This window comes from Actinoplanes sp. NPDC021490, assembly GCF_055562135.1.
In genome coordinates this window covers 708,150-734,175 of record NZ_JBVHFW010000001.1, presented here as the reverse complement: position 1 = coordinate 734,175, position 26,026 = coordinate 708,150, and the positions used below count along the sequence as shown (strand labels likewise).

Sequence of the window (26,026 nt, the reverse complement as noted above, 5' to 3'; positions counted from 1 at the left end):
TTAGCAGTACGAGCGTACTGCAGGACTCTTCGCGTTCGCCGGGCGACCCCGAGCCGGCCCCTGACCACCGGGCCCGGATCACCTCGCCGGATGCTCGGCGTGGACGGCGGGTCGGATCGCCGATTTCCAGTCTGGCCCCTTGTCGGCGCGCTGTGACCGAAACAGCCCCGCATCGAAGGATGTCGGCCCGCTCAGGGTTCCGGCAGCACTTATCCACAGCCCCACCACGCCCCGCTTGACAAGGGCTAGTGTCCTCACCAATCCCCAGGGCGGGTGGGGGCTTGGGATGGCCGTACAGCGCTTGAAAAGAGACAAATGCCGCTTACGCGTGACGTTGGGGCGATCACGGTTGTCGCTGTCGAAGACGCCGCCGGGCCGTTCTTTGCACCGCGCACCGAGGCGTTTCCGACCGCCACGCCCGAGCAGTGGGCGGCGGCCGACGCGCTCGATCCGGCCGCACGCACGCCCAACGGCGAGTGGCTGCTGAGATTCCGGAGCTATGCCGTACGGGTCGGGACCGGGCCGGTGATCCTGGTCGACGCGGGCATCGGGCCGGCCGGGTCGCTCGCCGCCGACTGGGCCCCGGTTCCCGGCCGCCTCCCCGACGCGCTGGCCGAGGCGGGCATCGCCCCGGGCGAGGTGTCGGCCATCGTGCTGACGCACCTGCACAACGACCATATGGGCTGGGCCGTGCCGCGCGACTCGCCGTTCACCGAGGCCCGCGTCGTGGTGCAGCAGGCCGACATCGACGCGTACGCCGCCAACCGCGACCACGCGGGCCAGTACGACCTGCTCGTCGAGCCGCTTCGCGCGGCCGGGCGACTGGAGTCGATCAACGGTGAGCGGGTGCTGGCGCCGGGCGTACGGGTGGTGCCGACGCCGGGGCACACTCCTGGGCACCAGTCGGTGTGGGTCGAGTCGGGTGGGGCCAGTCTGCTCGTCACCGGCGATCTGCTGGTCCACGCGATCCAGCTGCTGGAGCCGGAGCTGCCCTACGCCAGTGACATGGACCCGGAAGAGGCGCGCCGCAGCCGGCTGGCGGCTCTGCGGGAGGCGACGGAACGGCGGGCGACCGTGGCGGTCTCGCACCTGGGCCCGGCCTTCCACAGCGCGGCCGGCTGAGGCTCTTGCGATCTCATGAGCGTGAGCGGACCGGCGCGGGAGGCCCGGAACGGTCCTGGTGCTCTTGAGGGTGGCCACGTCGCGTACGAGAAAAAGGCCGGAACCAAGAGTCCCGGCCTTTCCTCGGTCAGCGAAGATCAGAGGTTGGCGACGTCCGCCTGCTTGGCCCGGACGGCCTCGGCGGCCTCCTTGAGACCGGCGATCTCGGTGTCGGTGAGCTTGTCCTCGACGACCTTCTTGATGCCCTCGGCGCCGATCTGGGCCTCGACGCCCAGGTAGACGCCGGAGATGCCGTACTCGCCGTCGACCCAGGCGCAGACCGGCAGGACGTCGCCGGAGTCCTCGACGACGGCCTTGGCCATGCGGGCGGCCGCGGCCGACGGGGCGTAGTAGGCCGAGCCGGTCTTGAGCAGCGCGACGACCTCGGCGCCACCGTTGCGGGTGCGGACGACGAGCTCCTCGATCTTGTCGGCCGGGAGCAGGTCGGACAGCGGCTTGCCGTCGACCGTGCAGCGCGACGGGACCGGGACCATGGTGTCGCCGTGCGAGCCCAGGGTGAGCGCCTTGACGCTCTTGACCGGCACGCCCAGCGTCTCGGCGATCGAGTTGGTGAAGCGGGCCGTGTCGAGCACACCGGCCTGGCCGAAGACCCGGTTCTTGGGGAACTGGGTGGCCAGCTGGGCCAGCGCGGTCATCTCGTCGACCGGGTTCGACACCACGATGACGACGGCGTTGGGCGCGTACTTGGCGATGTTCTCGGCCACCTGGCGCACGATCTTGGCGTTGACCTCGAGCAGGTCCATGCGGCTCATGCCGGGCTTGCGCGGCAGGCCGGCGGTCACGACGACGACGTCCGAGCCCTCGATGGCCTCGTAACCCTCGCCGTTGGGGCCGGTGGTCGCGCCGACAATCTTGGTCTCGAAGCCCTCGATCGGCCGAGACTGGTTCATGTCGAGCGCCAGGCCGGCGGGCTTGCCTTCGATGATGTCGGTGAGCACAACGGTTTCGAAGATGTCGTACTCGGCCAGACGCTGCGCGGTCGTCGAGCCGTAGAAACCGGCACCTACGACGGTTACCTTCTTGCCCATAGCTCTTCCACTCCCAGTCTCTGCCGACATTTTTTCGGACCGTATCAGTCGGTTAACGGCGTATTACCGGCCGGTCGCCTCAACGCGAGTTAAGCCACTGTCGCACCGTAGGCCGTGGCGAACCGCACCGCTTGACTCAGATCGATCGTCGCGCCGCTGATGTCGACGCCCCGCAGCTCCACGCCGTCGAGGTCGGAGCCGCGCAGATCCGCGCCCTTGAGGATCACGTCGGTGAGCCGGGCGTTGGACAGGTCGGCCCCGCGCAGGTCGGCCCGGGTCAGGTCGGCGCCCGCCAGGTCGGCCTCCCGCAACCGTAGTCCGCTCAGCCCGGCGCCGGTCAGGTTCTGCCCGCTCAGCGAGACGAAGCCCCAGTCACCGCCGGAGATTTTGATCGGCCGCAGCCCGCACTCGGCGAACTGCGAACCGGTCAGCTTGCAGTCGATCAGCTCGGCGTCGAAGAACGAGCAGCGTTGCAGCGTGGACTGCATGATCGCCACCCGTTCCAGCACGGCCGCGTTGAACCGGACGTTGCCGAACGTGCAGTTGGTGAAGACGCAGCCGGTCAGCCGCGCCTCCGACCAGTCGACGTCGTGGAACGCGCAGTCCTCGTACCGGACACCAGCAACCTCTTCCAGCGCCCAGTCGCGGCCGCGGAAGGTGGTGTCCTGCACGAGGTCGGACATCTTTTCAGCCGTGGTAGAAGTGCCGCGTGCCGGTCAGGTAGACGGTGACGCCGGCCTTGGTCGCGGCCTCGATGACCTGGTCGTCCCGGATCGAGCCGCCGGGCTGGACGACGGCCTTGACGCCGGCCGCGATCAGCACCTCGAGCCCGTCGGGGAACGGGAAGAACGCGTCGGACGCGGCCACGCTGCCCTTGGCCCGGTCGGAACCGGCCCGGTTGACCGCGAGGTGCGCCGCGTCGACCCGGTTGACCTGGCCCATGCCGACGCCGACGGTGGCGCCGCCCGAGGCCAGCAGGATCGCGTTGCTCTTCACGCTGCGGATGGCCCGCCAGGCGAAGGCCAGGTCGGCCAGGTCGTCGGCCGAGGCCGCCTCGCCGGTCGCCAGCGTCCAGTTGGCCGGGTTGTCGCCGTGGGCGTCGACCCGGTCGGCCGTCTGCACCAGCACGCCCCCGCCGACCTGCTTGATCTCGGCCGGGGCCGGGTCCCACGCGGGGGCGATGAGCACGCGCAGCTTCTTCTTGGCCCGGAAGATCTCGAGCGCGGCCTCCTCGTAGGCCGGGGCCACGATCACCTCGGTGAAGATGCCGTCGAGCTGCTTGGCCATCGCCTCGGTGACGACGCGGTTGGCCGCGATGACGCCGCCGAACGCCGAGACCGGGTCGCAGTCGTTGGCCTTGCGGTGCGCCTCGGCGATGTCGGCGCCGATCGCGATGCCGCACGGGTTGGCGTGCTTGATGATGGCCACGCAGGGCTCGCGGAAGTCGTTGGCGCTGCGCCAGGCGGCGTCCGCGTCGACGTAGTTGTTGAACGACAGCTCGCCGCCGTGCACCAGCTCGGCCTGGGCCAGCCCGGCCGGCGCGTTCGGGTCGACGTAGAGCGCGGCGTGCTGGTGCGGGTTCTCGCCGTAGCGCAGGGTGCTGTGCTTCTCGAGCGCGATGCCGGTGAACCCGGCGAACCCGGCCTCCTGGACCAGCGTGGTCGCCGTCCAGTTGGCCACGGCCACGTCGTACTCCGCGATGTCGGCGAAGGCCCGGGCCGCGAGCACCTTGCGCTGCCCGAGCGTGAAGCCGCCGTTCTGCAGAGCTTCCGAGATCAGCCCGTACGCCTCCACGGCCGTGACCACGGCGACCGAGGGGTGGTTCTTGGCGGCCGCGCGCACCATGGCCGGGCCGCCGATGTCGATCTGCTCGACGCACTCGTCGACGCTCGCGCCCGACGCCACCGTCTGCGTGAACGGGTAGAGGTTGCTGACGAGCAGGTCGAACGGCGCGATGCCGAGCTCGTCGAGCTGCGCGGCGTGGGTGTCGAGCCGCAGGTCGGCCAGCAGACCGACGTGCACGCGGGGGTGCAGCGTCTTGACCCGGCCGTCGAGGGTCTCGGGGAAGCCGGTGAGCTGCTCGACCCGGGTGACGGGGACACCGGCGGCCTCGACTGTGGAGGCGGTGGAGCCGGTGGAGACGATCTCGACACCGGCCGCGGCGAGCGCCTGGGCCAGCTCGACGAGGCCGGTCTTGTCGTACACGCTCAGCAGTGCCCGCTTGATCGGGCGGCGGCCCTCGTCGGAGGCGCTCATGGAATACGTACCTTCCTGTTCTCGATGGTCCAGCCCTCGCGCACCAGGCGGCCGACGAAGTCGACCAGCTGGGCCCGCTCGGCCACCTTGATCCGCTCGGTGAGCGTGTCCTCCGTGTCGTCGTCGAGCACGGGCACAGCGACCTGGGCGATGATCGGGCCGGTGTCGACGCCGGCGTCGACGAAGAAGAGGGTGGCCCCGGCCAGCTTGACGCCGTAGGCGAGCGCGTCGCGCGGCCCGTGGATGCCGGGGAACGCCGGGAGCAGCGCGTTGTGGGTGTTGATGTAGCGGTCGCCGAACGCGGCCAGAAAGTGCGGCCCGACCAGCTTGAGGAAGCCGGCCGAGACGACCAGGTCGGGTTTGAACTCGGCGACGTGGGCGGCGAGGGCGGCGTCCCAGTCGTCGCGCGTCTCGTAGGCCTTCACCGGGTCGACGAAGGTCGGCACACCCGCGGCGGCGGCACGGTCGAGACCGGCGATGCCGTCACGGTCGGCGCCGACGGCCACGACCTGCGCGCCGTAGGCGGGATCGGCGGAGGCGTCGAGCAGCGCCTGCAGGTTGCTGCCCGAACCGGAGACGAGGACGACCAGGCGGGCGGGCGCGGGGTCGGTCACCCGAGCACCCTATCGCCGGGAACCCGGTCGGCCGACATCGGGTGGGCCGCGGGGCAGGCGAAACCGCTGATCATCGGTTACGCTGCCGGTCCTTCAACATCTGATCGAAGACTCTCCGTACGCCGTAAAGGAAGAAATCCAGTGACTACACCACCGCCCCCTTACTACGGTCCGCCCGGCGGAGACCCGGCCGCCGTTCCTCCGCAGGGCAACCAGAACACGTTCGGCCTCGTCGGCATGATCGTCGGCATCATCTCGATCCCGCTCGGCTGCTGCGCCTGGATCGGCATGATCGTCGGCATCGTCGGCGGCGTCTTCAGCTGGCTCGGCCTGCAGAAGGCGAAGCAGGGTCTGGCCAGCAACGGCAGCCAGGCCAAGGCCGGCCTGATCTGCTCGGCCGTGGGCGTCGCCCTGGGCCTGGTCTTCCTGATCCTGGGGATCGTGGCGCAGAACTTCGACTGGCAGACCTGGATCGACCAGAACAGCACCAACTGATCCTGGAGGATCAGGCTTGTCGCGGGCCGGCGCTTCGGCGCCGGCCCGTCACGCTTTCCGGCCGGGGCGGAACAGCTTGGCGCCGGCCGCGCCGAGCGCCACCGAGACGCCGAGCACCACCGTCGCGACCAGGCCGACCGTCCACGGGTCGGGGCCGATGGTCGCCATCCGGCCGTCGCCGAGCGGCCCGCCGGAGAACTGCGCGAGAAGTCCCAGCACCACCCCCGCCACCGGCCCGGCGAGCACCCCGGCGCCCAGCACCAGGGGCCAGGCCGGGGCGCCGCCCGCTTCGCGCGCCTCGCGGCTCAGGCGGAGCAGGAGCAGCCAGCCGGCGGCCAAGCCGGCCAGCACGGGCAGGACCAGCAGCAGGGTGCCGGCCGCGCCCACCGGCCCGTTGGGCAGCCCGGCCAGCAACGGCACGGTGGGCAGCGGGCCGACGGTCACCTCGGTCAGCCGGATCACCGAGCCGGTGCCGAGGGCGAAGCCGGGGCCGAGCAGGTAGGCCGCGGCCCAGATCACCCCGTTCATCCCGTAGGCCAGGCTGACCAGGGTGATGCCGGCCTGACCGGCCACGCCGGTGCGGTACGCCGAGATCATGTCGCCCGCCTGCCCGCCGCCGATCGCCACCGAGAGCCCGGCGACACCGGCCCCGGCGGCCACCACGAACAGGGCCGCGATGACGCCCGTACGCAGGCCGTGGCGCAGCGACCGGGGCAGCCGCCCGGCCCACACGCTGAGCGCGTCGGTGCCGCGCAGCGCGCCGACGAGCGCCCCGGCCCCGCCGATCACGAAGAAGTTGAGGGCCGCGCGGCCCGCGGTGACCTCGGTGCCGCGGCCGTCGACCAGCAGCGCGCAGATCGAGCCGAGCAGCGAATAGGCCAGGGCGATCGCGAACGCCACGGACAGCGCCCGCCCGGTCGATCCGGAACGGCGGGCGCCGACGGCCCGGGTGACGTGCAGGCCGGCCCGGTTGAGCCGCCAGGCGATCAGCATGCTGAGCAGCAGCGGGGCCAGGCCGAGGGAGCCGATCGAGGTGCCGATGGGCACCCCGTGGCCGAGCAGCCAGCCGGCCAGTCCTGCGTGGGCGGCGCCGAGCAGGCCGCCGCTGCCCTCGAGGGTCCGGGCCAGGCCGATGACCGCGGCGACCGGAAGATAGGACAGCAGGGCGGCCCACAGCGTGGCGAAGGCGGCCGCCACGGGGAGCGGGGCCCGGCGCTGCGGGCGTTGCGGCGGGCGGCGCCGGCCGGGCAGCTTGACCGTCTCGCGGCCGCCCAGCACCTTTTCGTCGACCAGAACGGTGCGTTGTTCCCGGGCCGCGCCGGCGTCCATGGCCTCGGTCGGATAGCCGGCGTCCTGGGTCAGGTCGATGCCCTCGGTCGGGCGCTGGACGTCGACCGGCACGGTGTCGTGGGCGACCTTCGTCGCCTCGGCGACCGCGTACGGGTCGTCCGAGTCGTCGGGACGGTCGGGTGTGGTCGGCATCGCCGACTACTTTTCCACGCCGGAGGCCAGTGAGCGACGCAGATACAGCGGCGCGCCGCCATTCGGATCAACCGGACCCGGACGACGACGCGCCGAACGCATGGCGTGCAGCGTCAGCTCATGATCTCGCGCATGAGCCGGGCGGTCTCGCTCGGCGTCTTGCCGACCTTGACGCCCGCGGCCTCGAGGGCCTCCTTCTTGGCGTCCGCGGTGCCCGCGGAGCCCGAGATGATGGCGCCGGCGTGGCCCATGGTCTTGCCGGGCGGGGCGGTGAAGCCGGCGATGTAACCGACCACCGGCTTGGTGACGTTCGCCTTGATGAACTCGGCCGCCCGCTCCTCGGCGTCGCCGCCGATCTCACCGATCATGACGATGGCGTCGGTGTCCGGGTCGTCCTGGAACGCCTTCAGCGCGTCGATGTGGGTGGTGCCGATGACCGGGTCGCCACCGATGCCGACGGCCGTCGAGAAGCCGAAGTCACGCAGCTCGTACATGAGCTGGTAGGTCAGCGTGCCGCTCTTGCTGACCAGGCCGATGCGGCCACCCGGGGTGATGTCGGCCGGGATGATGCCGGCGTTGCTGGCGCCCGGCGAGGCGATGCCGGGGCAGTTCGGGCCGATGATCCGGGTCTTCTGACCACGGTCCAGGTTGTAGGCCCAGGCGGCCGCGCTGTCCTGCACGGGCACGCCCTCGGTGATCACCACGGCCAGCGGGATCTCGGCGTCGATCGCCTCGACGATCGCGGCCTTGGTGAACGCCGGCGGCACGAAGATGACCGACACGTCGGCGCCGGTCTCCTTCATGGCCTCGGCCACCGACGCGAAGACCGGAAGCTCGGTGCCGTCGAAGTCGACGGTCGTGCCGGCCTTGCGCGGGTTCACGCCGCCGACCACGTTGGTGCCCGCGGCCAGCATGCGCCGGGTGTGCTTCGAGCCTTCGGAGCCGGTCATGCCCTGGACGATGACCTTGGAGTCCTTGGTGAGCCAGATTGCCATGTCGTCACTTCCCCGCAGCCGCGAGCTCGGCGGCCCGCGCGGCCGCTCCATCCATCGTGTCTACTCGCTCGACCAGCGGGTTGTTCGCGCCGTCGAGGATCGCCCGGCCGGCCTCGGCGTTGTTGCCGTCGAGACGCACCACGAGCGGCTTGGTGACCTGCTCGCCGCGCTCGCCGAGCAGGGCGAGGGCCTGGATGATGCCGTTGGCGACCTCGTCGCAGGCGGTGATGCCGCCGAAGACGTTGACGAAGACCGACTTCACGGCGGGGTCGCCGAGCACGATCTCGAGGCCGTTGGCCATAACCTGGGCGCTGGCGCCGCCGCCGATGTCGAGAAAGTTGGCCGGCTTGACGTTGCCGTGCTGCTCCCCCGCGTACGCCACCACGTCGAGGGTGGACATGACCAGGCCGGCGCCGTTGCCGATGATGCCGACCTCGCCGTCCAGCTTCACGTAGTTGAGGTTCTTGGCCTTGGCCGCCTGCTCCAGCGGGTCGACCGCGGACTGGTCGACCAGTGCCTCGTGGTCGGGGTGCCGGAACGACGCGTTCTCGTCCAGCGTGATCTTGGCGTCCAGCAGGAGCACCCGGCCGTCGCCCACCTTGGCCAGCGGGTTGACCTCGACCAGCGTCGCGTCCTCGGCCACGAAGGCCTGCCACAGCTTGACCGCGATGTCGACGATCTGGTCGGCGACCTCGGCCGGGTACTGCGCCGCGGCGACGATCTCGCGGGCCTTGGCCTCGTCCACGCCCTTGCTGGCGTCGATGGCGATCTTGGCGACCCGGTCCGGCTGCTCCTCGGCGACCGTCTCGATCTCCATGCCGCCGGCGACGCTGGCGATGCAGAGGAAGGTGCGGTTGGCCCGGTCGAGCAGGTAGGAGAAGTAGTACTCCTCCTTGATGTCGGCCGTCTCGGCCAGCATCACCTTGTGCACCGTGTGGCCCTTGATGTCCATGCCCAGGATGTCGGTGGCCCGAGCCTCGGCCTCGTCGGCGCCGTCGGCCAGCTTGACGCCGCCCGCCTTGCCCCGGCCGCCCACCTTGACCTGCGCCTTGACGACGACCTGGCCACCGAGCCGCTCGGCGATCTCCCGGGCCTCCTGCGGGGTCTCGGCGACGCCACCGCCCAGCACGGGCAGCCCGTGCCGTTCGAAGAGGTCGCGCCCCTGATACTCGAACAGGTCCACGTGTCTCCTTTCGCTCGCGACGCCAAGCGCCGGCAAGCCGCCCCATTGCGTCCCGACCTGTGTGCGCGGCGGCCTCTGAACGGCGTCGCCGGCGTGAAGAATGTCCGGCCCTGCGGGCCTTCATTCGCAGACTAGCGACCTGGGCACCCGTCCCGGAGGCGCGGGTGCGCGGTGTGCAAGACCGCACACCGGGTGCGGGTGGGACCGCTGGGTCGCGGGTCGTCTTGAGGGACGGCGAAAACTTCCTTGAATCGGTGCGTAACCCGGCCCTCAGGGCCTCGTTGAGTCAGGTGTCGGAGCGCTACGGCGGACCGGCACGAAGACGGCCGATGCCCTGTCGGTCGAGGGGTGGCGGCGGGGCATCGTGCATAGAGAGGCCGGACGTGTGAGGGGTGCGTCCGGCCTCTCCCCCTGCCTGCGGCTATCCTGCTCGGCGAGTAGGGAACGGCTGGTCAGGCCACCGGTGAACTCACATTGGCGCGCACCCATTCGATGATGGACGCGGTAGTGGCGCCGGGAGTGAAAATGCGGGAGACCCCGAGCCTTTCCAATTCGGCGATGTCGTCGGCCGGAATGATGCCTCCGCCGAATACCACGATGTCGGCCGCGTCACGTTCCGCCAAGAGCTCGATTACCCGGCGGAACAATGTCATGTGCGCGCCGGACAAGACGGACAAACCGATCGCGTCGGCGTCCTCCTGAATTGCCGTCTCGACAATCTGCTCGGGCGTCTGATGCAGGCCGGTGTAGACAACTTCCATGCCGGCGTCACGCAACGCCCTGGCCACTACTTTTGCCCCGCGGTCGTGCCCGTCCAGCCCCGGCTTCGCGACGACGACCCTGATCCGTGCCTGCATGCTGACCCTCCGTGCGCTGACCGCGTTGTCACCTGAACCAACGTTAACCTGCGCGCCGCCCCGGGGGTAGCAGTCGTGGCGAAGACGTGATCACCTGGGGTGACGGGAAATGTATTCTGCGTCACCTCACTATCTGTTTTTGACTCCATTACTCCGCGTACGCGAACAACTGCACGTGGAAAGCTGACCAATTCGGACATTCGCTGCACAATGCGGACTCGGAAGTGTCAGCGATTTGGCGCTTCGACTTGTGGCCCCACGGCCCTTTGGCTACCGTGGCTCCCGGCTGTCAACCAGTTAACGCTGATCTGACAGCTCGGATGGATGCGGTTCACCGGCCATTTCCGGCCCGCGGTCGCCGCCGATTGCCACTGACGGAGGGTTGTTCGTGCGCCAGCGCTTGTCGTCTGAGCCCGATCGCTATCGGGGTCGTCGCCGCGTACCCACCCCTCCCCGCAGCCGCTACGCCGTCGCCGTCACCGCGGCGTTCGCAGGCGCCGGTGTTGTCGCCATCGGAGCGGCGTCCAACTTCCCCGACCAGAAGAACGTCGACCCGCAGGCGCTTCAGGCCCACGGGGCCGTCCAGTCCGTCGACGACGCCATCGCCGACCGCGCCGACGAATCGGCCGCGTCCCGCAGCAACAACCGCGACTCGGCCGCCAAGAACAAGGTCAGCGCCGACGAGGCCGCGGCCGACGTCTGGCTGCTGCCGATGGACGACTACCACTTCACTTCGGCCTACGGGGTCCGCTGGGGCAAGCTGCACGCCGGCATCGACCTGGCCGGCCCCGAGGGCCTGCCCTACAAGGCGATCCACGCGGGCAAGGTCACCAAGGCCGGTTACTACGGCGGCTACGGCTACTCGATCACGATCGAGGACAACGACGGCAACGAGGTCATCTACGCCCACTCCCGCCGCCTGCTGGTCAAGGCGGGCGACGTGGTCAAGGCCGGTCAGGTGATCGGCCTGGTCGGCAACACGGGCGCCTCGTACGGCACCCACCTGCACCTCGAGATCCACGTCAACGGCACCCCGACCGACCCGATCCCGTTCCTGCGCGATCGCGGCGTCGACATCAAGCTTCAGGTCGAGTCGGTGTTCGCCGGCGTGGCCGCCGCTTCCTGAAATTGCTGATACCCGCCCACAGGCGGTCAAACCTCTCCGGGTGACACTGCCCCGGTTGCAACTTGGGTGAACCGGGCCGCACTCTTCTCACATACCGCTCAGGCAGGCCGACAGGCAGATGTCGGTGATCAGTTCTGCCTGGGAGGTCGTGCCGCGTGGCGCATCGAGACGAGACCCGTTCCGCCGGTCGTCACCGCCGGGGCCAGGTCCGCCGTCACCGCGCGCCGAGCGTCGTCTCCAGCGCCCTGTCCGGTGCCGTCTCTGGCGTCGTCTCCGGCGCTTTCTCCAGCGATCGGGGCCGGGCGGTGCTGCTGACCGCAACGCTGGGCAGCGCGCTCGCCTCGGGAGTGGCCGGGGGAACGGCCGCGGCCGCCGCCCACGAGCCGACCGTGCCTGTGGCCGGAGTGGCTCCCGTCGAGACGATCGCGGCGCCCGACCCGATCGTGGACGCCGGCCCCTGGAAGCCACCGGCCGAGGGCGAGGCGTCCGCCGCGCGCCGCAAGCTCAAGCCCCGCGTCGTCGTCGCCAAGGTCAAGGCGCCGGTCGGCTGGGTCAACCCGAACCCGTCGGGCCGGGTCACGTCGTGCTTCGGGCAGCGCTGGGGACGGCTGCACGCCGGGGTCGACATCGCCGGCCCGGACGGCTCGCCGATCCTGGCCGCGGGGGCGGGCGTCGTCGTGCGCGCCGGTGCGGCCCAGGGCTACGGCAACGCCGTGCTGATCGACCACGGCAACGGCTACCTCACCCACTACGGGCACATGTCGGCCATCGCCGTCCACGAGGGGCAACGGGTCGAGGCCGGCGAGCAGATCGGCGACGAGGGTTCGACCGGTCACTCCACCGGGCCGCACCTGCACTTCGAGGTGCACCTGGGCTTCTACAAGAACCCGATCGAGCCGGTGCGCTGGCTGCACGACCGCGGCGTCACCCTGGACGGTTGCGCGGTCGCCTAGATCTTCTCGATCGGGGCGTGCCGCAGGATCAGCCACATCACCTGGTCACCGAAGTCGATCTGGGCCCGCGCGCCGGGACCCTGGCCCTCGACGGTGACCACCCGGCCCAGGCCGTAGCGCTGATGGTTGACCCGGTCGCCCGCCGACACCTTGGGCGCCTGGCGCAGCTCGCTGGCCGTCGACAACTTGCTGGCGTCGATGCCGAGCCGGCTCGCCAGCTGCTGCGCTTTCGGGGTGCCGCCGGAGAAGCCGCCGCCGCGGAACCGGTCTCCCCCACCGCGACCGCCCACGCCGCCACCGGTGCCCGACCACGACGTGTACGACCCGGCGGTGCGCTCCCAGCGGACCAGCTCGGGCGGCAGCTCATCGGTGAAGCGCGACGGCGGGTTGTATTGCGGCTGCCCCCACGCGCCCCGGGTGACCGCGCGGGACAGATAGAGCCGCTGACGGGCGCGGGTGATCCCCACGTAGGCCAGGCGGCGCTCCTCCTCGAGCTCGTTGTTGTCGCCCAGGGCCCGGGTGTGCGGGAAGACGCCGTCCTCCAGGCCGGTGAGGAAGACGACCGGGAACTCCAGGCCCTTGGCCGTGTGCAGCGTCATCAGCGTGACCACACCCTGGTGGTCGGGGTCGTCGTCGGGCAGCTGGTCGGCGTCGGCCACCAGCGCGACCTGCTCGAGGAAGCCGGCCAGCGTGGCCACCGGGGCCTCTTCCTCCTCGTCGGCCTGGGCCTCGACGCGCTCGGTGTATTCGCGGGCGACGCTGACGAGCTCCTGCAGGTTTTCCACGCGGCCCTGATCCTGCGGGTCGAGGCTGTCCTCCAGTTCGGAGAGCAGACCCGAGCGCTGCAGCACGACCTCGAGCACCTCTTCGGGCGGGGCGGTGGCCGCCATCTCGCGCAGGTCGTCGAGCAGCTGCATGAAATCGGCGATGCTGTTGGCCGAGCGGGCGGCGATGCCGGGCGCGTCCTTGGCGTGACGCAGCGCCTGCCCGAACGAGATGCGGTCGCGCGAGGAGAGCGCCTCGACGCAGGCCTCGGCCCGGTCGCCGATGCCGCGCTTGGGGGTATTGAGCACCCGGCGGATGCTGACCGTGTCGTCGTCGTTGACCACGGCGCGCAGATAGGCCAGCGCGTCGCGGACCTCTTTACGCTCGTAGAACCGGACGCCGCCGACCACCTTGTAGGGCAGGCCGACGCGGATGAACACCTCTTCGAAGACACGCGACTGCGCGTTGGTGCGATAGAAGACAGCCACGTCACCGGGGCGCACACCCTCGCGGTCGCCGAGGCGGTCGATCTCGCGGGCCACCCAGTCGGCCTCGGCGTGCTCGGTGTCGGCGACGTAGCCCACGATCTGCTCGCCGGCGCCCTGATCGCTCCAGAGCCGCTTGGGCTTGCGCGAGGTGTTGCGGTCGATCACCGCGTTGGCCGCCGACAGGATCGTCTGGGTCGAGCGGTAGTTCTGCTCGAGCAGGATCGTGCGGGCGTCGGGATAGTCGCGCTCGAACTCGAGGATGTTGCGGATGGTGGCGCCGCGGAACGCGTAGATCGACTGGTCGGCGTCGCCCACCACGCACAACTCGGCCGGAGGCACCTCGCCCTCGCGGCCGCCGACCAACTCCTTGACCAGCATGTACTGCGCGTGGTTGGTGTCCTGGTATTCGTCGACCATCACGTGGCGGAACCGGCGACGATAGGCCTCGGCGACGTGGGGATGCGACTGGAACAGGTGGACCGTGGACATGATGATGTCGTCGAAGTCGAGCGCGTGCGCCTCCCGGAGGCGGCGCTGATACAACTCGTACGCCTCGGCGACCGCCCGTTCCTGCGGGCCCTTGGCCTTTTCCTTGAACTCCTCGGGCTCGACGAGCTCGTTCTTCAGGTTCGACACCTGGGCCGCCAGGCCGCGCGCCGAATACCGCTTGGGGTCCAGATCGAGCTCGCGGATCACCAGCGTCATGAGGCGGCGCGAGTCGTCGGCGTCGTAGATCGAGAACGTGCTCTTGAGGCCGGCGTGCTCGTGCTCGGCCCGCAGGATGCGCACGCAGGCCGAGTGGAACGTCGACACCCACATCAGCCGGGCCCGCGGGCCGACGAGCTGGGCCACCCGCTCCTTCATCTCGCCGGCGGCCTTGTTGGTGAACGTGATTGCGATGATCTGGCCGGGGTGGACGTCGCGCTCGGCGAGCAGATAGGCGATGCGATGCGTGAGCACACGGGTCTTGCCGGAACCGGCGCCGGCCACGATGAGCAGCGGCGAACCGGCGTGGGTCACGGCGTCACGCTGAGGCCCGTTGAGCCCCGTGAGCAGGGACTCCGGGTCGAGCCCGCGCTTGGGCCGGGGCTCGGCGGGAGGGCGCGTGGCGGGCATGGCGAACAGGGCGCCGTCGGGGGTCTCAGAAGAAGGTCGCATCGCGGGGGCAAGTCTATGCCGACCCCCCGACAAGAATTCCGCCCGTTGTTGCTCCCCGGCGGTAGCGCTCACGAGGATCGATACACCAGGCTGTCGTTGTTGAACTCCGACCCCGTACCGGGAGACCGAACACCATGGACCGTCCCCGTTCCCGCGGCTGGGCCGCGCTGCGTCACCTCGCGGCGCCCGCCCTCGCGCTCGCCGTCGTCGCGGCCCTTCCTCTGGCCCGTTCCACCAGCACCCCGGCGGCCGCCGCGCCGCCCGAGTTCCAGCCCGTCAGCGTCAGCTACGGGCTGCCGTCGGGTGCGGCCGTCAAGGGCCAGTTCCTCAGCTACAACGACTTCCACGGCGCGATCGACCCGCCCGGCGGCAGCGGCGCGGTGGTCAACGCGGCCGGCACGTCGACGCCCGCCGGCGGTGTCGAATACCTGGCCACATATCTGAAGAAGCTGCGGGCCGAGGCCAAGACCGAGGGCCGGTCCACGGTCACGGTCGGCGCGGGCGACCTGATCGGCGCGACCCCGCTGGTCAGCGCCGCGTTCCACGACGAGCCGACGATCGAGCTCATGAACCAGATCGGCCTGCAGGTCAGCTCGGTCGGCAACCACGAGTTCGACGAGGGCGTCGACGAGCTGATCCGTATGCAGCGCGGCGGGTGCCACCCGGTCGACGGCTGCCAGGACGGCGACGGCTTCGGCGGCGCCAAGTTCACCTATCTCGCGGCGAACACGATCGACAAGCGGACCCAGCTGCCGATCCTGCCGCCCATCGACATCAAGCTGATCAACGGCGTACCGGTCGGCTTCGTCGGCCTGACGCTCGAGGGCACGGCCGGCATCGTCAACCCGGCCGGCATCAAGAACGTGCGCTTCGCCGACGAGGTCCAGACGGCCAACAAGTGGGGCAGCCTGCTCAAGCTGTTCGGCGTGAAGGCCCAGGTGCTACTCGTGCACGAGGGTGGCTCGCAGGCCACGGCCACGCCGACCCCCGGCGTCTCCGACTGCAACGGCTTCAGCGGTCCGATCGTGCCGATCGTGGCCGGGCTCAACCCCGAGTTCGGGCTGGTCGTCTCCGGTCACACGCACCGGTTCTACTCGTGCAAGCTGCCCAACAAGAGCGGCACGTCGGTGGTCACCAGCGCGGGCACCAACGGCCAGCTGATCACCGACATCGACTGGTCGGTCGACCGGCGTACGGGACGCTTCGCCGAGATCACCGCGAAGAACGTCATCGTCGAGAACGGCGTCTCCGACGGCAAGGGCGGCTGGCTGAAGGACGCGAACGGGGTCTACCTCAAGAACCCGGCCACGGTCGACGCGGACGCCAAGAAGATCGCCGACAAATACCGTACGGCGGTCGCGCCGATCGCCAACCGGGTCGTGGGCCGCATCACGGCCGACATCACGCGCACCGCGACACCGGCCGGCGAGAGCCCGCTCGGCGACGTGATCGCCGACGCGCAGCTGGCCCGCACCACCGGCAGCGGCGCCCAGATCGCGCTGATGAACCCGGGCGGCATCCGGGCCGACTTCGACGCCGAGGCGTCCACCGGCGGCGAGGTCAACGGCGAGGTCACGTACGGCGAGGCGTTCACGGTGCAGCCGTTCAACAACCTGGTGGTCACCCAGACCTTCACCGGCGCGCAGCTCAAGGAGGTGCTGGAGCAGCAGTTCGCCGGCTACAACGGCCAGTCGACGACCAAGATCCTACAGGTGTCGAACGGCTTCACCTACACGTGGAGCGCCTCGGCCCCGCTCGGCTCCAAGATCTCCGCGCTGGCGCTGAACGGGACACCGATCGATCCGGCCGCCTCGTACCAGGTGACGACGAACGACTTCCTGGCCAACGGCGGCGACGGCTTCTCGGCGCTGACCGCCGGAACGGGCCGGACCACCGCGCCCGGCTTCGACGTCGACGCGCTGGTGGCGTACCTCGGGGCGGGCGCGCCGGTCGCTCCCGGCCCGGCCAACCGCATCAGCACTGTCAGTTGATTCTCCTCGTCCCACGGATCGGGCGGTTTCCTTGCGAAGCCGCTCGTGGCGGGGGCATACTCAGCCACGTGATCCAGCAGACGCGATTTTTCTATGGCACCGGATGTCCGGCTGCCGTAGCTAGCGTCTGAACGACAGACCTACATCGAGCCCCGGGCCTCACCGCCCGGGGCTTGATGCTGCCCGGGCCGGGTCGACCGGGGCGCAAGCACCCGAGGAGCACGACATGACCGCCGACGTGATGGACCAGAACACCGGCGCGGGCGAGCCGCTGGCCGCCGACGAGATCCGCGCCATGCGCGAGCGGATCGACGAGATCGACCAGGCCATCATCGACCTGTGGCTGGAACGGGCCCGCTTGTCCCAGACGGTCGGCAAGACCCGCATGGCCAGCGGCGGCACCCGCCTGGTGCTGTCCCGCGAGCGCGAGATCGTCGAGCGCTTCCGCCAGGCCCTGGGCGCCGACGGAGCCCAGGTCGCCCTGATGATCCTGCGCGCCGGCCGCGGGCCCCTCTAGGCGAAAAGCTCCTCGGGAAACGGCACACCAAGAATCTCGAACTCCTGCCGAAGCAGCTCGCGAAAGCGCTGCTCGCCGGGGTTGACGCGGGTGTGCCCGCCGATGCGGTCATAGACGGCGCGGATCAGCTCGCGGTCACCGTTGCGCTGGTGACAGATAGCCAGAATCCGCGCCGGCCCGTCGGCGTGCTCGTTCAAATACTGCCGGGTAGCGACGTGCTGCTGTTGCGCCGCCTCGAGCAGCAGGTTGAGGACTGTCCGGCTGTCGATGCGACGCGCGTCGTCCTCGAGCATCCGCAGAACCATCGCCTGTCCGGCTTCGCTCGATCGGAAGACGTGCAACGCGGCTCGGTACGCCATGTACAGGTGTCGGCTCTCGTTGTCTTCACGCGACGACAGCAGTACTTCGAGCAGGACCTGGAGGTTCGAGCCCATGGCGGCCGCATCGTTGATCACTCCGACAGGTCGGTCGATGGACCGCCAGAACGGTGCCGCGCTGTGCGCGAGTACGAGGGTCATGCGATCGTCACCACGGAACGACGCCTCGCGGAGCCATTCGCCACCCCGGTTTGCCGCGGGCAGGACAAGATCCCGAAAGAGGTGGTGTTCACCCCAAGGCTCGGAGTCCGGTTCCACCGCCGGCCACGGCATGGAATGCCGCAAGCTCACCTCCGAACCGTCCTCGATCGTGATGGTCCCTTGGTAGCTCTCGGGATCGCGGGTCATCCGCACCGCCGACCAGAGGCTTTCCCAAGCATCGTCCGACAACCGGCTCTGCCACAGACGAGCCTGCGCCCGCCAATCGACCCCCAGGGAATCAACCTCGACGGGGCCGAGCATCACCAGCAGCACAACGAGATTGGCGCTGAAGGCAGCCTCCCGCTGGGATGCCGACCGCCGAACCGGCTGATAGGCCGCCAGCGACCAGGTAGGCGGCGGGAAGGCCGCTGCTCGAAGCAGATCACGTAGCAGCGCATCGCACTCGGCCCGCAGTTCGCCGGGTAACCGTCCGAGCATCGTTCGGCAGAAGTCGACAATCGGCCCGCGCCTGGTAAGTACCGCGAAGGACAACCAGGCATACAAGTGCCCGGCGTCGACCGCACTCGGATACGGCCGTTTTGCCTGGTGGGTCCGCTCCTCGGCCAGGTCGGTCAGCGTATCGACCACGAGCCGGGCGACGAGGAATTCGCCGAAGGTCGCGTGCAGGAATTCGAAGCTTCGCTCCGGCTGGTCGACACCTTCGCGTGCGCGGGATTCGTGGAGGAAAAAGAAGCGGCCCACCAGGAGCTGCGCCGCATTCAGGGGACGGTCACGATCGGGGCGGTCCACCCGGTCGTCTCGCAATAGCTCGCGCAGATCGCTGTCCAGTTCGTGATCGGTGACGACCTGCGCGTTGCGGACGAACAGAGCGATCGCCACGAACTCCAATCGGCGGATCTCGCGCGTGATGGCGGCGTCGTCGATCGGGGCCGCCGGCTCGCGCTTGACCAATTCCCGGCGAGCAAAGTCGGCGAACAAGCGCTCGTAGAGGTCGGCGCGTTCCAGATCGTCACGACCTTCGCGCAGCGCGTTCTCCCAGGCGTCGTAGATGGCGAGCATCAGCAGCAGCAAGGGCTGCTCGGCCAGTTCCCGGTAGCGCAGCGCCACCTCGGCCGACAGCGGCACCAGCGATCTGGTACTCAGTCCCGCTGCGTTGGCGTCCTCCCAGGCAGCCAGCCACGTGCCGATCTGCTTGTCGTCGAAAGGATCCAGCCGCAGCACCACACTGCCGTCCGGCACACGCGCGCGGTCGGCCACGACGATCCGTGAAGTGACCAGCACGGCAACCGGCCGGCCGCGGTCGCCCTCGCGGCGCTGGAAGTCGCGAACAAGTTCCAGATAGTCGGCCCGATTGGCGCCCGAAGCCTGCAACAGTTCGTCGAACCCGTCCAGCAGCACCACCGGCAGCGCACCCCCGGCCGATCGGACCAGTTCCGGCCACGACACACGCTCGCCGATCGTGTCGTGGACAGCCGTCTCGATCTGGTCCTGGATCGGGGCGTCCGCGGCGACCGAGCGCAGCTCCACCCGAACCGCAAAGAACTCCTCCGGCGGCAGGGTCGCGGCCAGCACACGCGTCAGCATCGACTTGCCCGAGCCCGGCTGACCCAGCACGACCAGCGGTGCGACGGGCGCGTCCGGGCCGGTCAGATAACCGGCCAGGAACGACTGGATCTCCGGGACATCTCCCGCCTCCTCCCACCAGGACTCGGCCGCGACGGGCGATCCCGGCTCGGCTCGACGGGCCCGGGCCCGCGGGTTGACGTAGAGATCGGCGGTGGTCGGCAAAGTCACCCCGTCGGGGAGATCACCGGCGTCGACGATCGGGCGGCCGAGTTCCCGCCGATACTGATCGGCCAGATCGGCCCGGCAGGTCTCGGCGGCACCCGTCAGGCCGGCCAGCATCGTCCGGATGTCGGCGAGACCAGTAGCCAGACCCGAGGCAAGGCCGGCCACGATCTCGCCGCCCACCCGCTCGGTCGTCGCCCGGCCGGCCGCCGCATCGGTCATCGCGGCCCAGATCGCGAATTCGGGCACGTCCGCCGCCAAGGCCCGATAGCCGATCTCGTACTGCCGAATCGCCGCTCCCACCACTTCGGACTTTTCCGGAATATTCGGCAGTTCGACCGACAGCCCCTCCAGGAACCGAACCGACGCCTCAGCCAGCGCCGAGTAGTAGGTCTCAAGCTCCTCGCGCAACGCCTCGGGAGGAACGGCGGCCGACGGCATCGGCACGGTCGCCTTGGCCAGGACCTCGGCGACGCCACCAACTGTGGATTCCGATGTGGAGCCGGCACCGAGCGCGGCCTGTTCCCCGAGCGTGATGTCGCCGGAAAGGTCCCAGGATTCGAAGAATGCGCTGACCACCAGCACGGTATGGGCGGCCGTCAGCCGTTCCGTGCGGTCGAACCGGCTCAAGCCGGCGCGGCTCTCCCGCGCCTTGCGGACGGCCGACTGTCCCCATTCGACGATCTCGTTGCGAGCCGCCAGCAGGTCGACCGAGCTGAGGGTGGCCAGAGCCGCCGCGCTCGCGGGAATTCCGGCCAGGCGTCCCACGTACGAGAGGAACTGGCTCTCCCCCGCCCCGAGAAAATGGACGGCGTCTGCGTAAGTGAGACCCCGGCGGGAAGACGGTCGCAGCATCCAGCGAGTCTGACAGGTCAGAAGCGGCGCATCACGTTGCGGACCTCGGCGAAATGGCAGGCGCTCGGGTGGGGTGAGCGCTGGCGGATCTCCAGCAGCGGCTCGTGTTCGGCGCAGCCGGGCTGGGCCTTCCAGCAGCGTGTGCGGAAGCGGCAGCCGGACGGTGGATCGGCCGGTGAGGGCACGTCGCCCTCGAGCATGATGTGGTCGCGGCGGCCGCGCAGGCGGGGGTCGGGGACCGGGACGGCCGAGAGCAGCGCCTGCGTGTACGGGTGGGTCGGCTGGTCGTAGATCGCCAGGTGGTCGCCGGTCTCGACGATCTTTCCGAGGTACATGACGGCGACCCGGTCGGAGATGTGCCGCACCACCGACAGGTCGTGCGCGATGAAGATGTAGGACAGGCCGAGCTGCCGCTGCAGGCCCTCGAGCAGGTTGATCACCTGGGCCTGGATCGACACGTCGAGGGCCGACACCGGCTCGTCGCAGACGATGATCTCGGGGCGCAGGGCCAGGGCCCGGGCGATGCCGATGCGCTGGCGCTGGCCCCCGGAGAACTGGTGGGGGTAGCGGTTGAGGTGGTCGGGATTGAGCCCGACCAGGTCGAGCAGTTCCTGGACGGCTCGTTCCTTGCCGGTGTGCGGCACCGCGTCGGGGTGGATGTCGTACGGCTCGCCGATGATGTCGCCGACGGTCATCCGCGGGTTGAGCGACGTGTACGGATCCTGCATCACCATCTGGATGTTGCGGCGGGCCCGTCGCAGGCCGCCGCCGCCGAGCCGGGTCAGGTCTTCGCCGCGCACCCGGATCTCGCCGCTGGTCGGCTTCTCCAGCCCGACCAGCAGTTTGGCCAGCGTCGACTTGCCGCAGCCGGACTCGCCGACGACGCCGAGGGTTTCGCCGCGGCGCAGCTGCAGGTCGATCCCGTCGACCGCCCGGACCGCGCCCGCCTTCCTGCGCCCGGTGTGGAAATGCTTGACCAGCCCCCGGGTCTCGAGCACGACATCAGACACCGAGGACCTCCCGTACGAAGTGACAGCTGGCGACTCGCTGCGGCGCGATCTGATAGGCCGGCGGCGGTTCCAGGCGGCAGATCTCCCTCGCGTACGCGCATCGGGGGTGGAAGGCGCAGCCCTGCGGGATGTCCGTGAGCGCCGGCGGCAGTCCCCGGATCACGTTGAGCGCGCGCCCCTTGTGGTCGAGTCGCGGGATCGATTCGAGCAGGGCCTTGGTGTACGCGTGGGCCGGCCGGGCGTAGATGTCGTAGACCGGCGCCTCCTCGACGACCTTCCCGGCGTACATGACCGCGATCCGGTCGGCGACGTCGGCGACCACGCCCATGTCGTGCGTGATCAGCATCAGGCCCATGTTGCGCTGACGCTGGAGCTCGGCCAGCAGGTTCATGATCTGGGCCTGCACGGTGACGTCCAGGGCCGTGGTGGGCTCGTCGGCGATCAGCACCTCGGGGTCGAGGGCGAGCGCCATCGCGATCATGACGCGCTGCCGCATGCCGCCGGAGAACTGGTGCGGGTAGTCGTTGACGCGGCGCTTGGCGTCGGGAATGCGTACCTGGTCGAGCAGGTCGACGGCGCGCCGCTTGGCCTCGCCGCGGGACGTGCCGCGGTGCACCCGGAACAGCTCGGCCAGCTGGAATCCGACCGTGTAGACCGGGTTCAGCGCGCTCAGGGCGTCCTGGAAGATCATCGCGATGCGGTTGGCGCGCACCTTGCGGCGTTCGCTCTCGGGCAGCCGCAGCAGGTCGACGCCGCGGTAGAGCACCCGGCCGCCGGTCACGTACGCGGGCGGGGTGTCCAAAATGCCCATGATCGCCAGAGCGGTGACCGATTTGCCGCAGCCGGACTCGCCCAGCACGGCGAGCGTCTCCCCCGGGTGCAGCCGCAGGTCGACGCCGTTGACCGCGCGGGCGACGCCGTCCCGGGTGCGGAACTCGACGTGCAGGTCCCGCACGTCGAGCAGCGGCGCGTTGGGGTCGACGCCCGCGACGGCGCCCATCTGTGCCGTGATGTCGGTCATCGGCGCCTCACCGCAGTTTCGGGTCGAAGGCGTCGCGGATGGCGTCGCCGAGCAGGATGAAGGCGAGCACGGTGGCCGCCAGGAACACCGACGGCCACACCAGCGGGGCCGCCGCCGTACGGGCGTAGGGACCGTTCTCGGCGATCGCGATGCCCCAGCTCACCGCGTCGGCCTTGAGGCCCACGCCGAGGTAGGACAGGGTGGCCTCGCCGGCGATGTTGATGCCGAGCAGGACGGTCAGCACGACGATGAACGGGCTGATCGAGTTGGGCAGGATGTGCCGGAACATCAGCCGTCCGGGGCCGGCGCCGAGCATCCGGGCCGCGGCCACGTAGTCCTGGTTCTTCGCGGTCAGCACGGCCGAGCGCATCACCCGGGCGGCTGTGGTCCAGCCGAGCACCCCGAGCGTGATCGTCACCGCGAGCACACCGTTGCTCTCCGGATCCGACGACAGCCGCTTGGCCAGCACGATCGCGCCGAGCAGGAACGGAATGCCGAGCATCACGTCGATGAAGCGGGACAGCAGGGCGTCGAGCCAGCCCCCGAAGTAGCCGGCCGTGAGCCCGACGGACAGGCCGATCACGCCGGCGATCAGGGTGGCGCAGACCGCGACGAGAACGGAGTCGCGGGCGCCGTACACGGTCTTGGCGTAGACGTCGCAGCCCTGGAAGTCGAAGCCGAAGACCGCGCCGCCGCTCGCCCCGGCGTTCTTGCGCGCGAGCAGGCAGTCGCGCGGGTCGGCCGAGGTGAACAGCGAGGGCCAGATCGCCATCGTCAGCACGACGACGACCAGCACCGCGGCGATCCAGAAGACCTTGTTCGTACGCAGGTCGAGCCAGGCGTCACCGGTCAGGCTGCGCGGGCCGGTGGTGGCCCGGCGCGGACGGTCGGGTGACGGCCCCGGCGCTTCGGCCGTGGTCACGGCGTTGGGGTCACTCATAGCGGATCCTGGGGTCGAGGGCGGCGTACAGCAGATCCACGATCAGGTTGAGCACCAGGAAGACGATCACGAGGACGCTCACGAAGCCGACGACGAGCGGGCCGTCCTCCGTACGGATGGCCCGGAAGAGGTTGAAGCCGACGCCGGGAATGTTGAACACGCCCTCGGTCACGATCGCGCCCGACATCAGAACGCCGATGTCCACGCCGATCAGGGTGATCACCGGGATCAGCGAGTTGCGCAGAACGTGCACGCCGATCACCCGCCGGGGCGCGAGGCCCTTGGCCCGGGCCGTCCGCACGTAGTCGGCGCGCAGGTTCTCGGCCACCGACGTCCGGGTCACGCGCAGCTCGGTCGCGACGACCAGGCTGCCCAGCACGATCGCCGGCAGCAGCAACTCGTAGAGGTTGGCGTCGCGTCCGGCGGTCGCCGGGAACCAGCCGAGCTGGATGCCGAAGACGAGCTGAGCCAGCGGGGCCAGCACGACGATCGGCATGGCCAGCACGATCAGGGTCAGCACCAGGGCGACCGTGTCGAACGCGCCGCCGCGCCGGATGCCGGAGAGCACCCCGGCCCCGACGGCGACCACGGCCGCGATGACGATCGAGAGCAGCGCCAGCCGGGCCGTGACCGGCCAGGCCTGAGCCAGGATGTCGCCGATCGAACGGCCGGTCAATGACACGCCGAAGTCGCCGGTGAGCAGGCCCTTCATGTAGTGCCAGTACTGCTGGAAGAAGCCGTCGTCGAGGTGGTAGCGGGCGTTGAGCGACGCCCGCTGGGTGTCGGTGAGGGGACGGTCACCGACCAGCGCCTGGTAGGGGTCGTCGACGTACGCGAACATCAGCGCGTGGACGACGAACGTCGCCCCGAAGAAGGTGAGGACCATCTGGAGCAGGCGCCGCACGATATAGCGGAACATGTGGTGAAGCCTTTTGGGCGAAGGGCACGAGGACGAACACGAAGCGGTGGCGCCACGGTTTCATCTTCACCGTGGCGCCACCACTGTTCGAGCGGTCAGAATCAGCCGGCGATGTCGACCGAGTAGATGTCGACCTTCTGGAACAGGTCCATCGTCACGTCGGTGACCCGCTCGGACCAGCCGAAGACGTTCTGGCCGAACCGCAGCGGCAGCACGGGCATGTCCCGTACGAGCTGGTTCTCCGCCTCGTTCCAGAGGATCTCGGCCTGCTTGGTGCTGGTGGCGGCCGAGCCCTGGCGCACCAGGCTGTCGAACGTGCTGTTCTTGTAGCCGTAGTAGTTCGACGAGCCGTCGCTCGTGTAGAGCGGGCCGAGGTAGCTCTCCATCAGCGGGTAGTCCATCGTCCAGCCCAGACGGATCAGGCCGACGTCCTCCCCGGCCTTGACCCGGTCGAGGATGTCCTTGAGCTTGGGGAACCCGGCGCCGGTGCAGTTGATGGCCAGCGACGCCTTGATCTGGTTGCACATGGCGTCGACCCAGGCCTTGTGCCCGCCGTCCGTGTTGTAGGCGATCTTGATGTCCCGGGGGCCGTTGGCCGCGGTGTAGAGCTGCTTGGCCTTGGTCGGGTTGTATTCGCACCACTGGCCGCAGCTGTTGGACCGGGCGCCGTCGATGGCCGGCGAGACGAACGAGCTGGCCGGCTTCTCCGAGCCGAGGAAGACCTGGTCGGTCATCTCCTCGCGGTTGATCGCCATGGAGAGGGCCCGGCGGACGTCCGCGTTCTTGTACTTGTCGAGATACATCGGGAAGCCGACGAACGAGAACGCCGAGCTGTCCGTACGGCCGAGGCGTTCGCCGAGGTCACCGGAGGCGGAGGCCAGGTTCTCGATCGGGATCTTCGTCTCGATGTCGAGGTTGCCGGCGGTCAGGTCGGCGTACTGGGCGCCGAGCTCCTGATAGATCTTCCAGGTGATGCCGTTGACCTTGGGGATCGTGCCCTTGAAGTCGGCGACCTTCTCGACGGTGATCTTCTCGTCGTGCTGCCAGGTGCCCTTCATCCGGAACGGGCCGTTGCCGATCGGGGCCTCGCCGAACTCCTTGTTGAGCACCCCGTCGCCGGAGAACGCGGCCTTGGGCAGCGGGTAGAAGGCGTCGTAGCCCATCACGGACTGCCAGCCCGCGAACGGCTCGGTCAGCGTCACCGTGAAGGTCAGGTTGTTGACCTTCTTGAGCCCGCGCAGCTTGGTGGCCTTGGGCTCGGACGCCTTCTCGGGCCCGTCGTCGTCGGGGTCCTTGGCCTGCATGTCGGCGTAACCGTCGATGCGGCTGTAGAAGTACGAGGCGACCTGCGCGTTGGGCCCGTAGGCGCCGTAGTTCCAGGCGTCGAGGTAGTTGTCGGCGATGACCGGTTCGCCGTTGCTGAAGGTGAACCCCGGCTTGAGCCGTACGGTCCAGACGCGGTTCGTCTTGTCATGCGTGATCGACTGGGCGGCGACCAGGAACGGCTTGTTGGTCGGATCGAACCGCACGAGCGGGTAGAACAGCGACGCGAGCACCTGCGAACCGTTCGACTCGACCGAGTTGGACGGGATCAGGCTCGAGGGCTCGGTGATGCCGATGCTGATGCTGTTGGGCAGAACTTCGGTGTCTTCCGAGCTACTGCCGCTGCAACCGGCCGCCAGCAGGATGATGGCGGTCGCTGTGGCTGCCACCGTCCACGGGCTTTTCCCAGGCATGTGGGGGGTGCCTCCTTCAGGCGCGCTCACGGGGGTCGTGTGAGACGCCAGCAACTGTGACACAGAGCCAGCGACAGCCAAGCCCCCGTTATCAAGCCGATATTAGCGAGCCCTCCCGTACGGGCCTT

At 69.6% G+C, this 26,026-nt stretch carries 21 protein-coding genes; 6 read left to right on the top strand and 15 right to left on the bottom strand.

The genetic code is table 11. From position 1 onward, the window contains the following. Positions 1-315 precede the first annotated feature (315 nt). Entirely contained in the window at positions 316-1,122 is an 807-nt protein-coding gene (locus tag ACZ3I4_RS03420) for an MBL fold metallo-hydrolase (RefSeq protein WP_465380214.1), read from the top strand. A 137-nt stretch (positions 1,123-1,259) separates the two neighbouring features. On the opposite strand, the gene mdh is transcribed toward ACZ3I4_RS03420, so the two are convergent. The 4 genes from mdh to purN all read right to left on the bottom strand — a co-directional run bounded on the left by mdh (position 1,260) and on the right by purN (position 5,080). Beyond that, positions 1,260-2,210 (bottom strand): malate dehydrogenase, encoded by a 951-nt coding sequence (mdh, locus tag ACZ3I4_RS03415; RefSeq protein ID WP_465380213.1) that lies wholly within the window; start codon positions 2,208-2,210, stop codon positions 1,260-1,262. Positions 2,211-2,299: 89 nt separating this feature from the next. Then, positions 2,300-2,893: a pentapeptide repeat-containing protein gene (locus ACZ3I4_RS03410; protein WP_465380212.1), complete on the bottom strand. Its 594-nt coding sequence runs from the start codon at positions 2,891-2,893 to the stop codon at positions 2,300-2,302. Between the two features lie 4 nt (positions 2,894-2,897). Continuing rightward, on the bottom strand, positions 2,898-4,466 hold the full coding sequence (gene purH, locus ACZ3I4_RS03405; protein WP_465380211.1) for a bifunctional phosphoribosylaminoimidazolecarboxamide formyltransferase/IMP cyclohydrolase: 1,569 nt from the start codon (positions 4,464-4,466) through the stop codon (positions 2,898-2,900). After that, positions 4,463-5,080 (bottom strand): phosphoribosylglycinamide formyltransferase, encoded by a 618-nt coding sequence (purN, locus tag ACZ3I4_RS03400; protein ID WP_465380210.1) that lies wholly within the window; start codon positions 5,078-5,080, stop codon positions 4,463-4,465. The genes purH and purN overlap by 4 nt, the downstream gene beginning before the upstream one ends. Positions 5,081-5,221: 141 nt before the next feature. Between purN and ACZ3I4_RS03395 the strand changes: the two genes are divergently transcribed. Further along, positions 5,222-5,575, top strand: coding sequence for a DUF4190 domain-containing protein (locus tag ACZ3I4_RS03395; protein ID WP_465380209.1), 354 nt, complete (start codon positions 5,222-5,224; stop codon positions 5,573-5,575). A 48-nt stretch (positions 5,576-5,623) separates the two neighbouring features. On the opposite strand, the gene ACZ3I4_RS03390 is transcribed toward ACZ3I4_RS03395, so the two are convergent. The 4 genes from ACZ3I4_RS03390 to ACZ3I4_RS03375 all read right to left on the bottom strand — a co-directional run bounded on the left by ACZ3I4_RS03390 (position 5,624) and on the right by ACZ3I4_RS03375 (position 10,092). Further along, positions 5,624-7,057 carry a cell division protein PerM gene (locus ACZ3I4_RS03390; RefSeq protein WP_465380208.1) on the bottom strand — a complete coding sequence of 478 codons (1,434 nt, stop codon included), beginning with the start codon at positions 7,055-7,057 and terminating at the stop codon, positions 5,624-5,626. 113 nt (positions 7,058-7,170) lie between these two features. Then, positions 7,171-8,052 (bottom strand): succinate--CoA ligase subunit alpha, encoded by an 882-nt coding sequence (gene sucD / locus ACZ3I4_RS03385; RefSeq protein WP_465380207.1) that lies wholly within the window; start codon positions 8,050-8,052, stop codon positions 7,171-7,173. A 4-nt stretch (positions 8,053-8,056) separates the two neighbouring features. Further along, complete coding sequence (gene sucC, locus ACZ3I4_RS03380) at positions 8,057-9,235, bottom strand: ADP-forming succinate--CoA ligase subunit beta (protein ID WP_465380206.1); 1,179 nt, start codon at positions 9,233-9,235, stop codon at positions 8,057-8,059. Between the two features lie 452 nt (positions 9,236-9,687). Continuing rightward, positions 9,688-10,092, bottom strand: a complete 405-nt coding sequence (locus ACZ3I4_RS03375; protein ID WP_465380205.1) for a cobalamin B12-binding domain-containing protein — start codon at positions 10,090-10,092, stop codon at positions 9,688-9,690. 388 nt (positions 10,093-10,480) lie between these two features. Between ACZ3I4_RS03375 and ACZ3I4_RS03370 the strand changes: the two genes are divergently transcribed. Beyond that, entirely contained in the window at positions 10,481-11,218 is a 738-nt protein-coding gene (locus ACZ3I4_RS03370; RefSeq protein ID WP_465380204.1) for a M23 family metallopeptidase, read from the top strand. Positions 11,219-11,373: 155 nt separating this feature from the next. Further along, positions 11,374-12,171 (top strand): M23 family metallopeptidase, encoded by a 798-nt coding sequence (locus tag ACZ3I4_RS03365; protein ID WP_465380203.1) that lies wholly within the window; start codon positions 11,374-11,376, stop codon positions 12,169-12,171. Here ACZ3I4_RS03365 and pcrA read toward each other — a convergent pair. Beyond that, positions 12,168-14,540, bottom strand: coding sequence for a DNA helicase PcrA (gene pcrA, locus ACZ3I4_RS03360; protein ID WP_465380453.1), 2,373 nt, complete (start codon positions 14,538-14,540; stop codon positions 12,168-12,170). The two genes, ACZ3I4_RS03365 and pcrA, sit on opposite strands and share 4 nt — an antisense overlap. A gap of 176 nt (positions 14,541-14,716) precedes the next feature. On the opposite strand from pcrA, the gene ACZ3I4_RS03355 reads away from it, so the two are divergent. Together ACZ3I4_RS03355 and ACZ3I4_RS03350 are read left to right on the top strand one after the other, a co-directional pair. Further along, complete coding sequence (locus ACZ3I4_RS03355; RefSeq protein WP_465380202.1) at positions 14,717-16,573, top strand: bifunctional metallophosphatase/5'-nucleotidase; 1,857 nt, start codon at positions 14,717-14,719, stop codon at positions 16,571-16,573. A 226-nt stretch (positions 16,574-16,799) separates the two neighbouring features. Then, positions 16,800-17,090, top strand: coding sequence for a chorismate mutase (locus ACZ3I4_RS03350; protein ID WP_133873139.1), 291 nt, complete (start codon positions 16,800-16,802; stop codon positions 17,088-17,090). Here the strand turns inward: ACZ3I4_RS03350 and ACZ3I4_RS03345 are convergent. The 6 genes from ACZ3I4_RS03345 to ACZ3I4_RS03320 form a co-directional block, all read right to left on the bottom strand. After that, the gene (locus ACZ3I4_RS03345) at positions 17,087-20,272 is read right to left on the bottom strand and encodes an NACHT domain-containing protein (RefSeq protein WP_465380201.1); all 3,186 of its coding nucleotides are present in this window, start codon (positions 20,270-20,272) and stop codon (positions 17,087-17,089) included. The two genes, ACZ3I4_RS03350 and ACZ3I4_RS03345, sit on opposite strands and share 4 nt — an antisense overlap. A gap of 17 nt (positions 20,273-20,289) precedes the next feature. Beyond that, the gene (locus ACZ3I4_RS03340) at positions 20,290-21,282 is read right to left on the bottom strand and encodes an ABC transporter ATP-binding protein (RefSeq protein WP_465380200.1); all 993 of its coding nucleotides are present in this window, start codon (positions 21,280-21,282) and stop codon (positions 20,290-20,292) included. Next, the gene (locus tag ACZ3I4_RS03335) at positions 21,275-22,303 is read right to left on the bottom strand and encodes an ABC transporter ATP-binding protein (RefSeq protein WP_465380199.1); all 1,029 of its coding nucleotides are present in this window, start codon (positions 22,301-22,303) and stop codon (positions 21,275-21,277) included. Before ACZ3I4_RS03335 ends, ACZ3I4_RS03340 begins: the two co-directional genes overlap by 8 nt. A gap of 7 nt (positions 22,304-22,310) precedes the next feature. Next, the gene (locus tag ACZ3I4_RS03330) at positions 22,311-23,243 is read right to left on the bottom strand and encodes an ABC transporter permease (protein ID WP_465380198.1); all 933 of its coding nucleotides are present in this window, start codon (positions 23,241-23,243) and stop codon (positions 22,311-22,313) included. Further along, entirely contained in the window at positions 23,236-24,162 is a 927-nt protein-coding gene (locus tag ACZ3I4_RS03325; protein WP_465380197.1) for an ABC transporter permease, read from the bottom strand. Before ACZ3I4_RS03325 ends, ACZ3I4_RS03330 begins: the two co-directional genes overlap by 8 nt. 101 nt (positions 24,163-24,263) lie before the next feature. After that, complete coding sequence (locus ACZ3I4_RS03320) at positions 24,264-25,898, bottom strand: peptide ABC transporter substrate-binding protein (protein WP_465380196.1); 1,635 nt, start codon at positions 25,896-25,898, stop codon at positions 24,264-24,266. Between the last annotated feature and the right edge of the window lie 128 nt (positions 25,899-26,026).

What these genes read in the sequence shown, in the direction of transcription:
- ACZ3I4_RS03330 (WP_465380198.1), bottom strand. Translation starts at nt 23,243, where the DNA reads ATGAGTGACCCCAACGCCGTGACCACGGCCGAAGCGCCGGGGCCGTCA.
- mdh (WP_465380213.1), bottom strand. Translation starts at nt 2,210, where the DNA reads ATGGGCAAGAAGGTAACCGTCGTAGGTGCCGGTTTCTACGGCTCGACG.
- purH (WP_465380211.1), bottom strand. Translation starts at nt 4,466, where the DNA reads ATGAGCGCCTCCGACGAGGGCCGCCGCCCGATCAAGCGGGCACTGCTG.
- pcrA (WP_465380453.1), bottom strand. Translation starts at nt 14,540, where the DNA reads ATGCCCGCCACGCGCCCTCCCGCCGAGCCCCGGCCCAAGCGCGGGCTC.
- ACZ3I4_RS03345 (WP_465380201.1), bottom strand. Translation starts at nt 20,272, where the DNA reads ATGCTGCGACCGTCTTCCCGCCGGGGTCTCACTTACGCAGACGCCGTC.
- ACZ3I4_RS03350 (WP_133873139.1), top strand. Translation starts at nt 16,800, where the DNA reads ATGACCGCCGACGTGATGGACCAGAACACCGGCGCGGGCGAGCCGCTG.
- ACZ3I4_RS03320 (WP_465380196.1), bottom strand. Translation starts at nt 25,898, where the DNA reads ATGCCTGGGAAAAGCCCGTGGACGGTGGCAGCCACAGCGACCGCCATC.
- ACZ3I4_RS03420 (WP_465380214.1), top strand. Translation starts at nt 316, where the DNA reads ATGCCGCTTACGCGTGACGTTGGGGCGATCACGGTTGTCGCTGTCGAA.
- sucD (WP_465380207.1), bottom strand. Translation starts at nt 8,052, where the DNA reads ATGGCAATCTGGCTCACCAAGGACTCCAAGGTCATCGTCCAGGGCATG.
- ACZ3I4_RS03325 (WP_465380197.1), bottom strand. Translation starts at nt 24,162, where the DNA reads ATGTTCCGCTATATCGTGCGGCGCCTGCTCCAGATGGTCCTCACCTTC.
- ACZ3I4_RS03335 (WP_465380199.1), bottom strand. Translation starts at nt 22,303, where the DNA reads ATGACCGACATCACGGCACAGATGGGCGCCGTCGCGGGCGTCGACCCC.
- ACZ3I4_RS03355 (WP_465380202.1), top strand. Translation starts at nt 14,717, where the DNA reads ATGGACCGTCCCCGTTCCCGCGGCTGGGCCGCGCTGCGTCACCTCGCG.
- ACZ3I4_RS03390 (WP_465380208.1), bottom strand. Translation starts at nt 7,057, where the DNA reads ATGCCGACCACACCCGACCGTCCCGACGACTCGGACGACCCGTACGCG.
- ACZ3I4_RS03410 (WP_465380212.1), bottom strand. Translation starts at nt 2,893, where the DNA reads ATGTCCGACCTCGTGCAGGACACCACCTTCCGCGGCCGCGACTGGGCG.
- ACZ3I4_RS03375 (WP_465380205.1), bottom strand. Translation starts at nt 10,092, where the DNA reads ATGCAGGCACGGATCAGGGTCGTCGTCGCGAAGCCGGGGCTGGACGGG.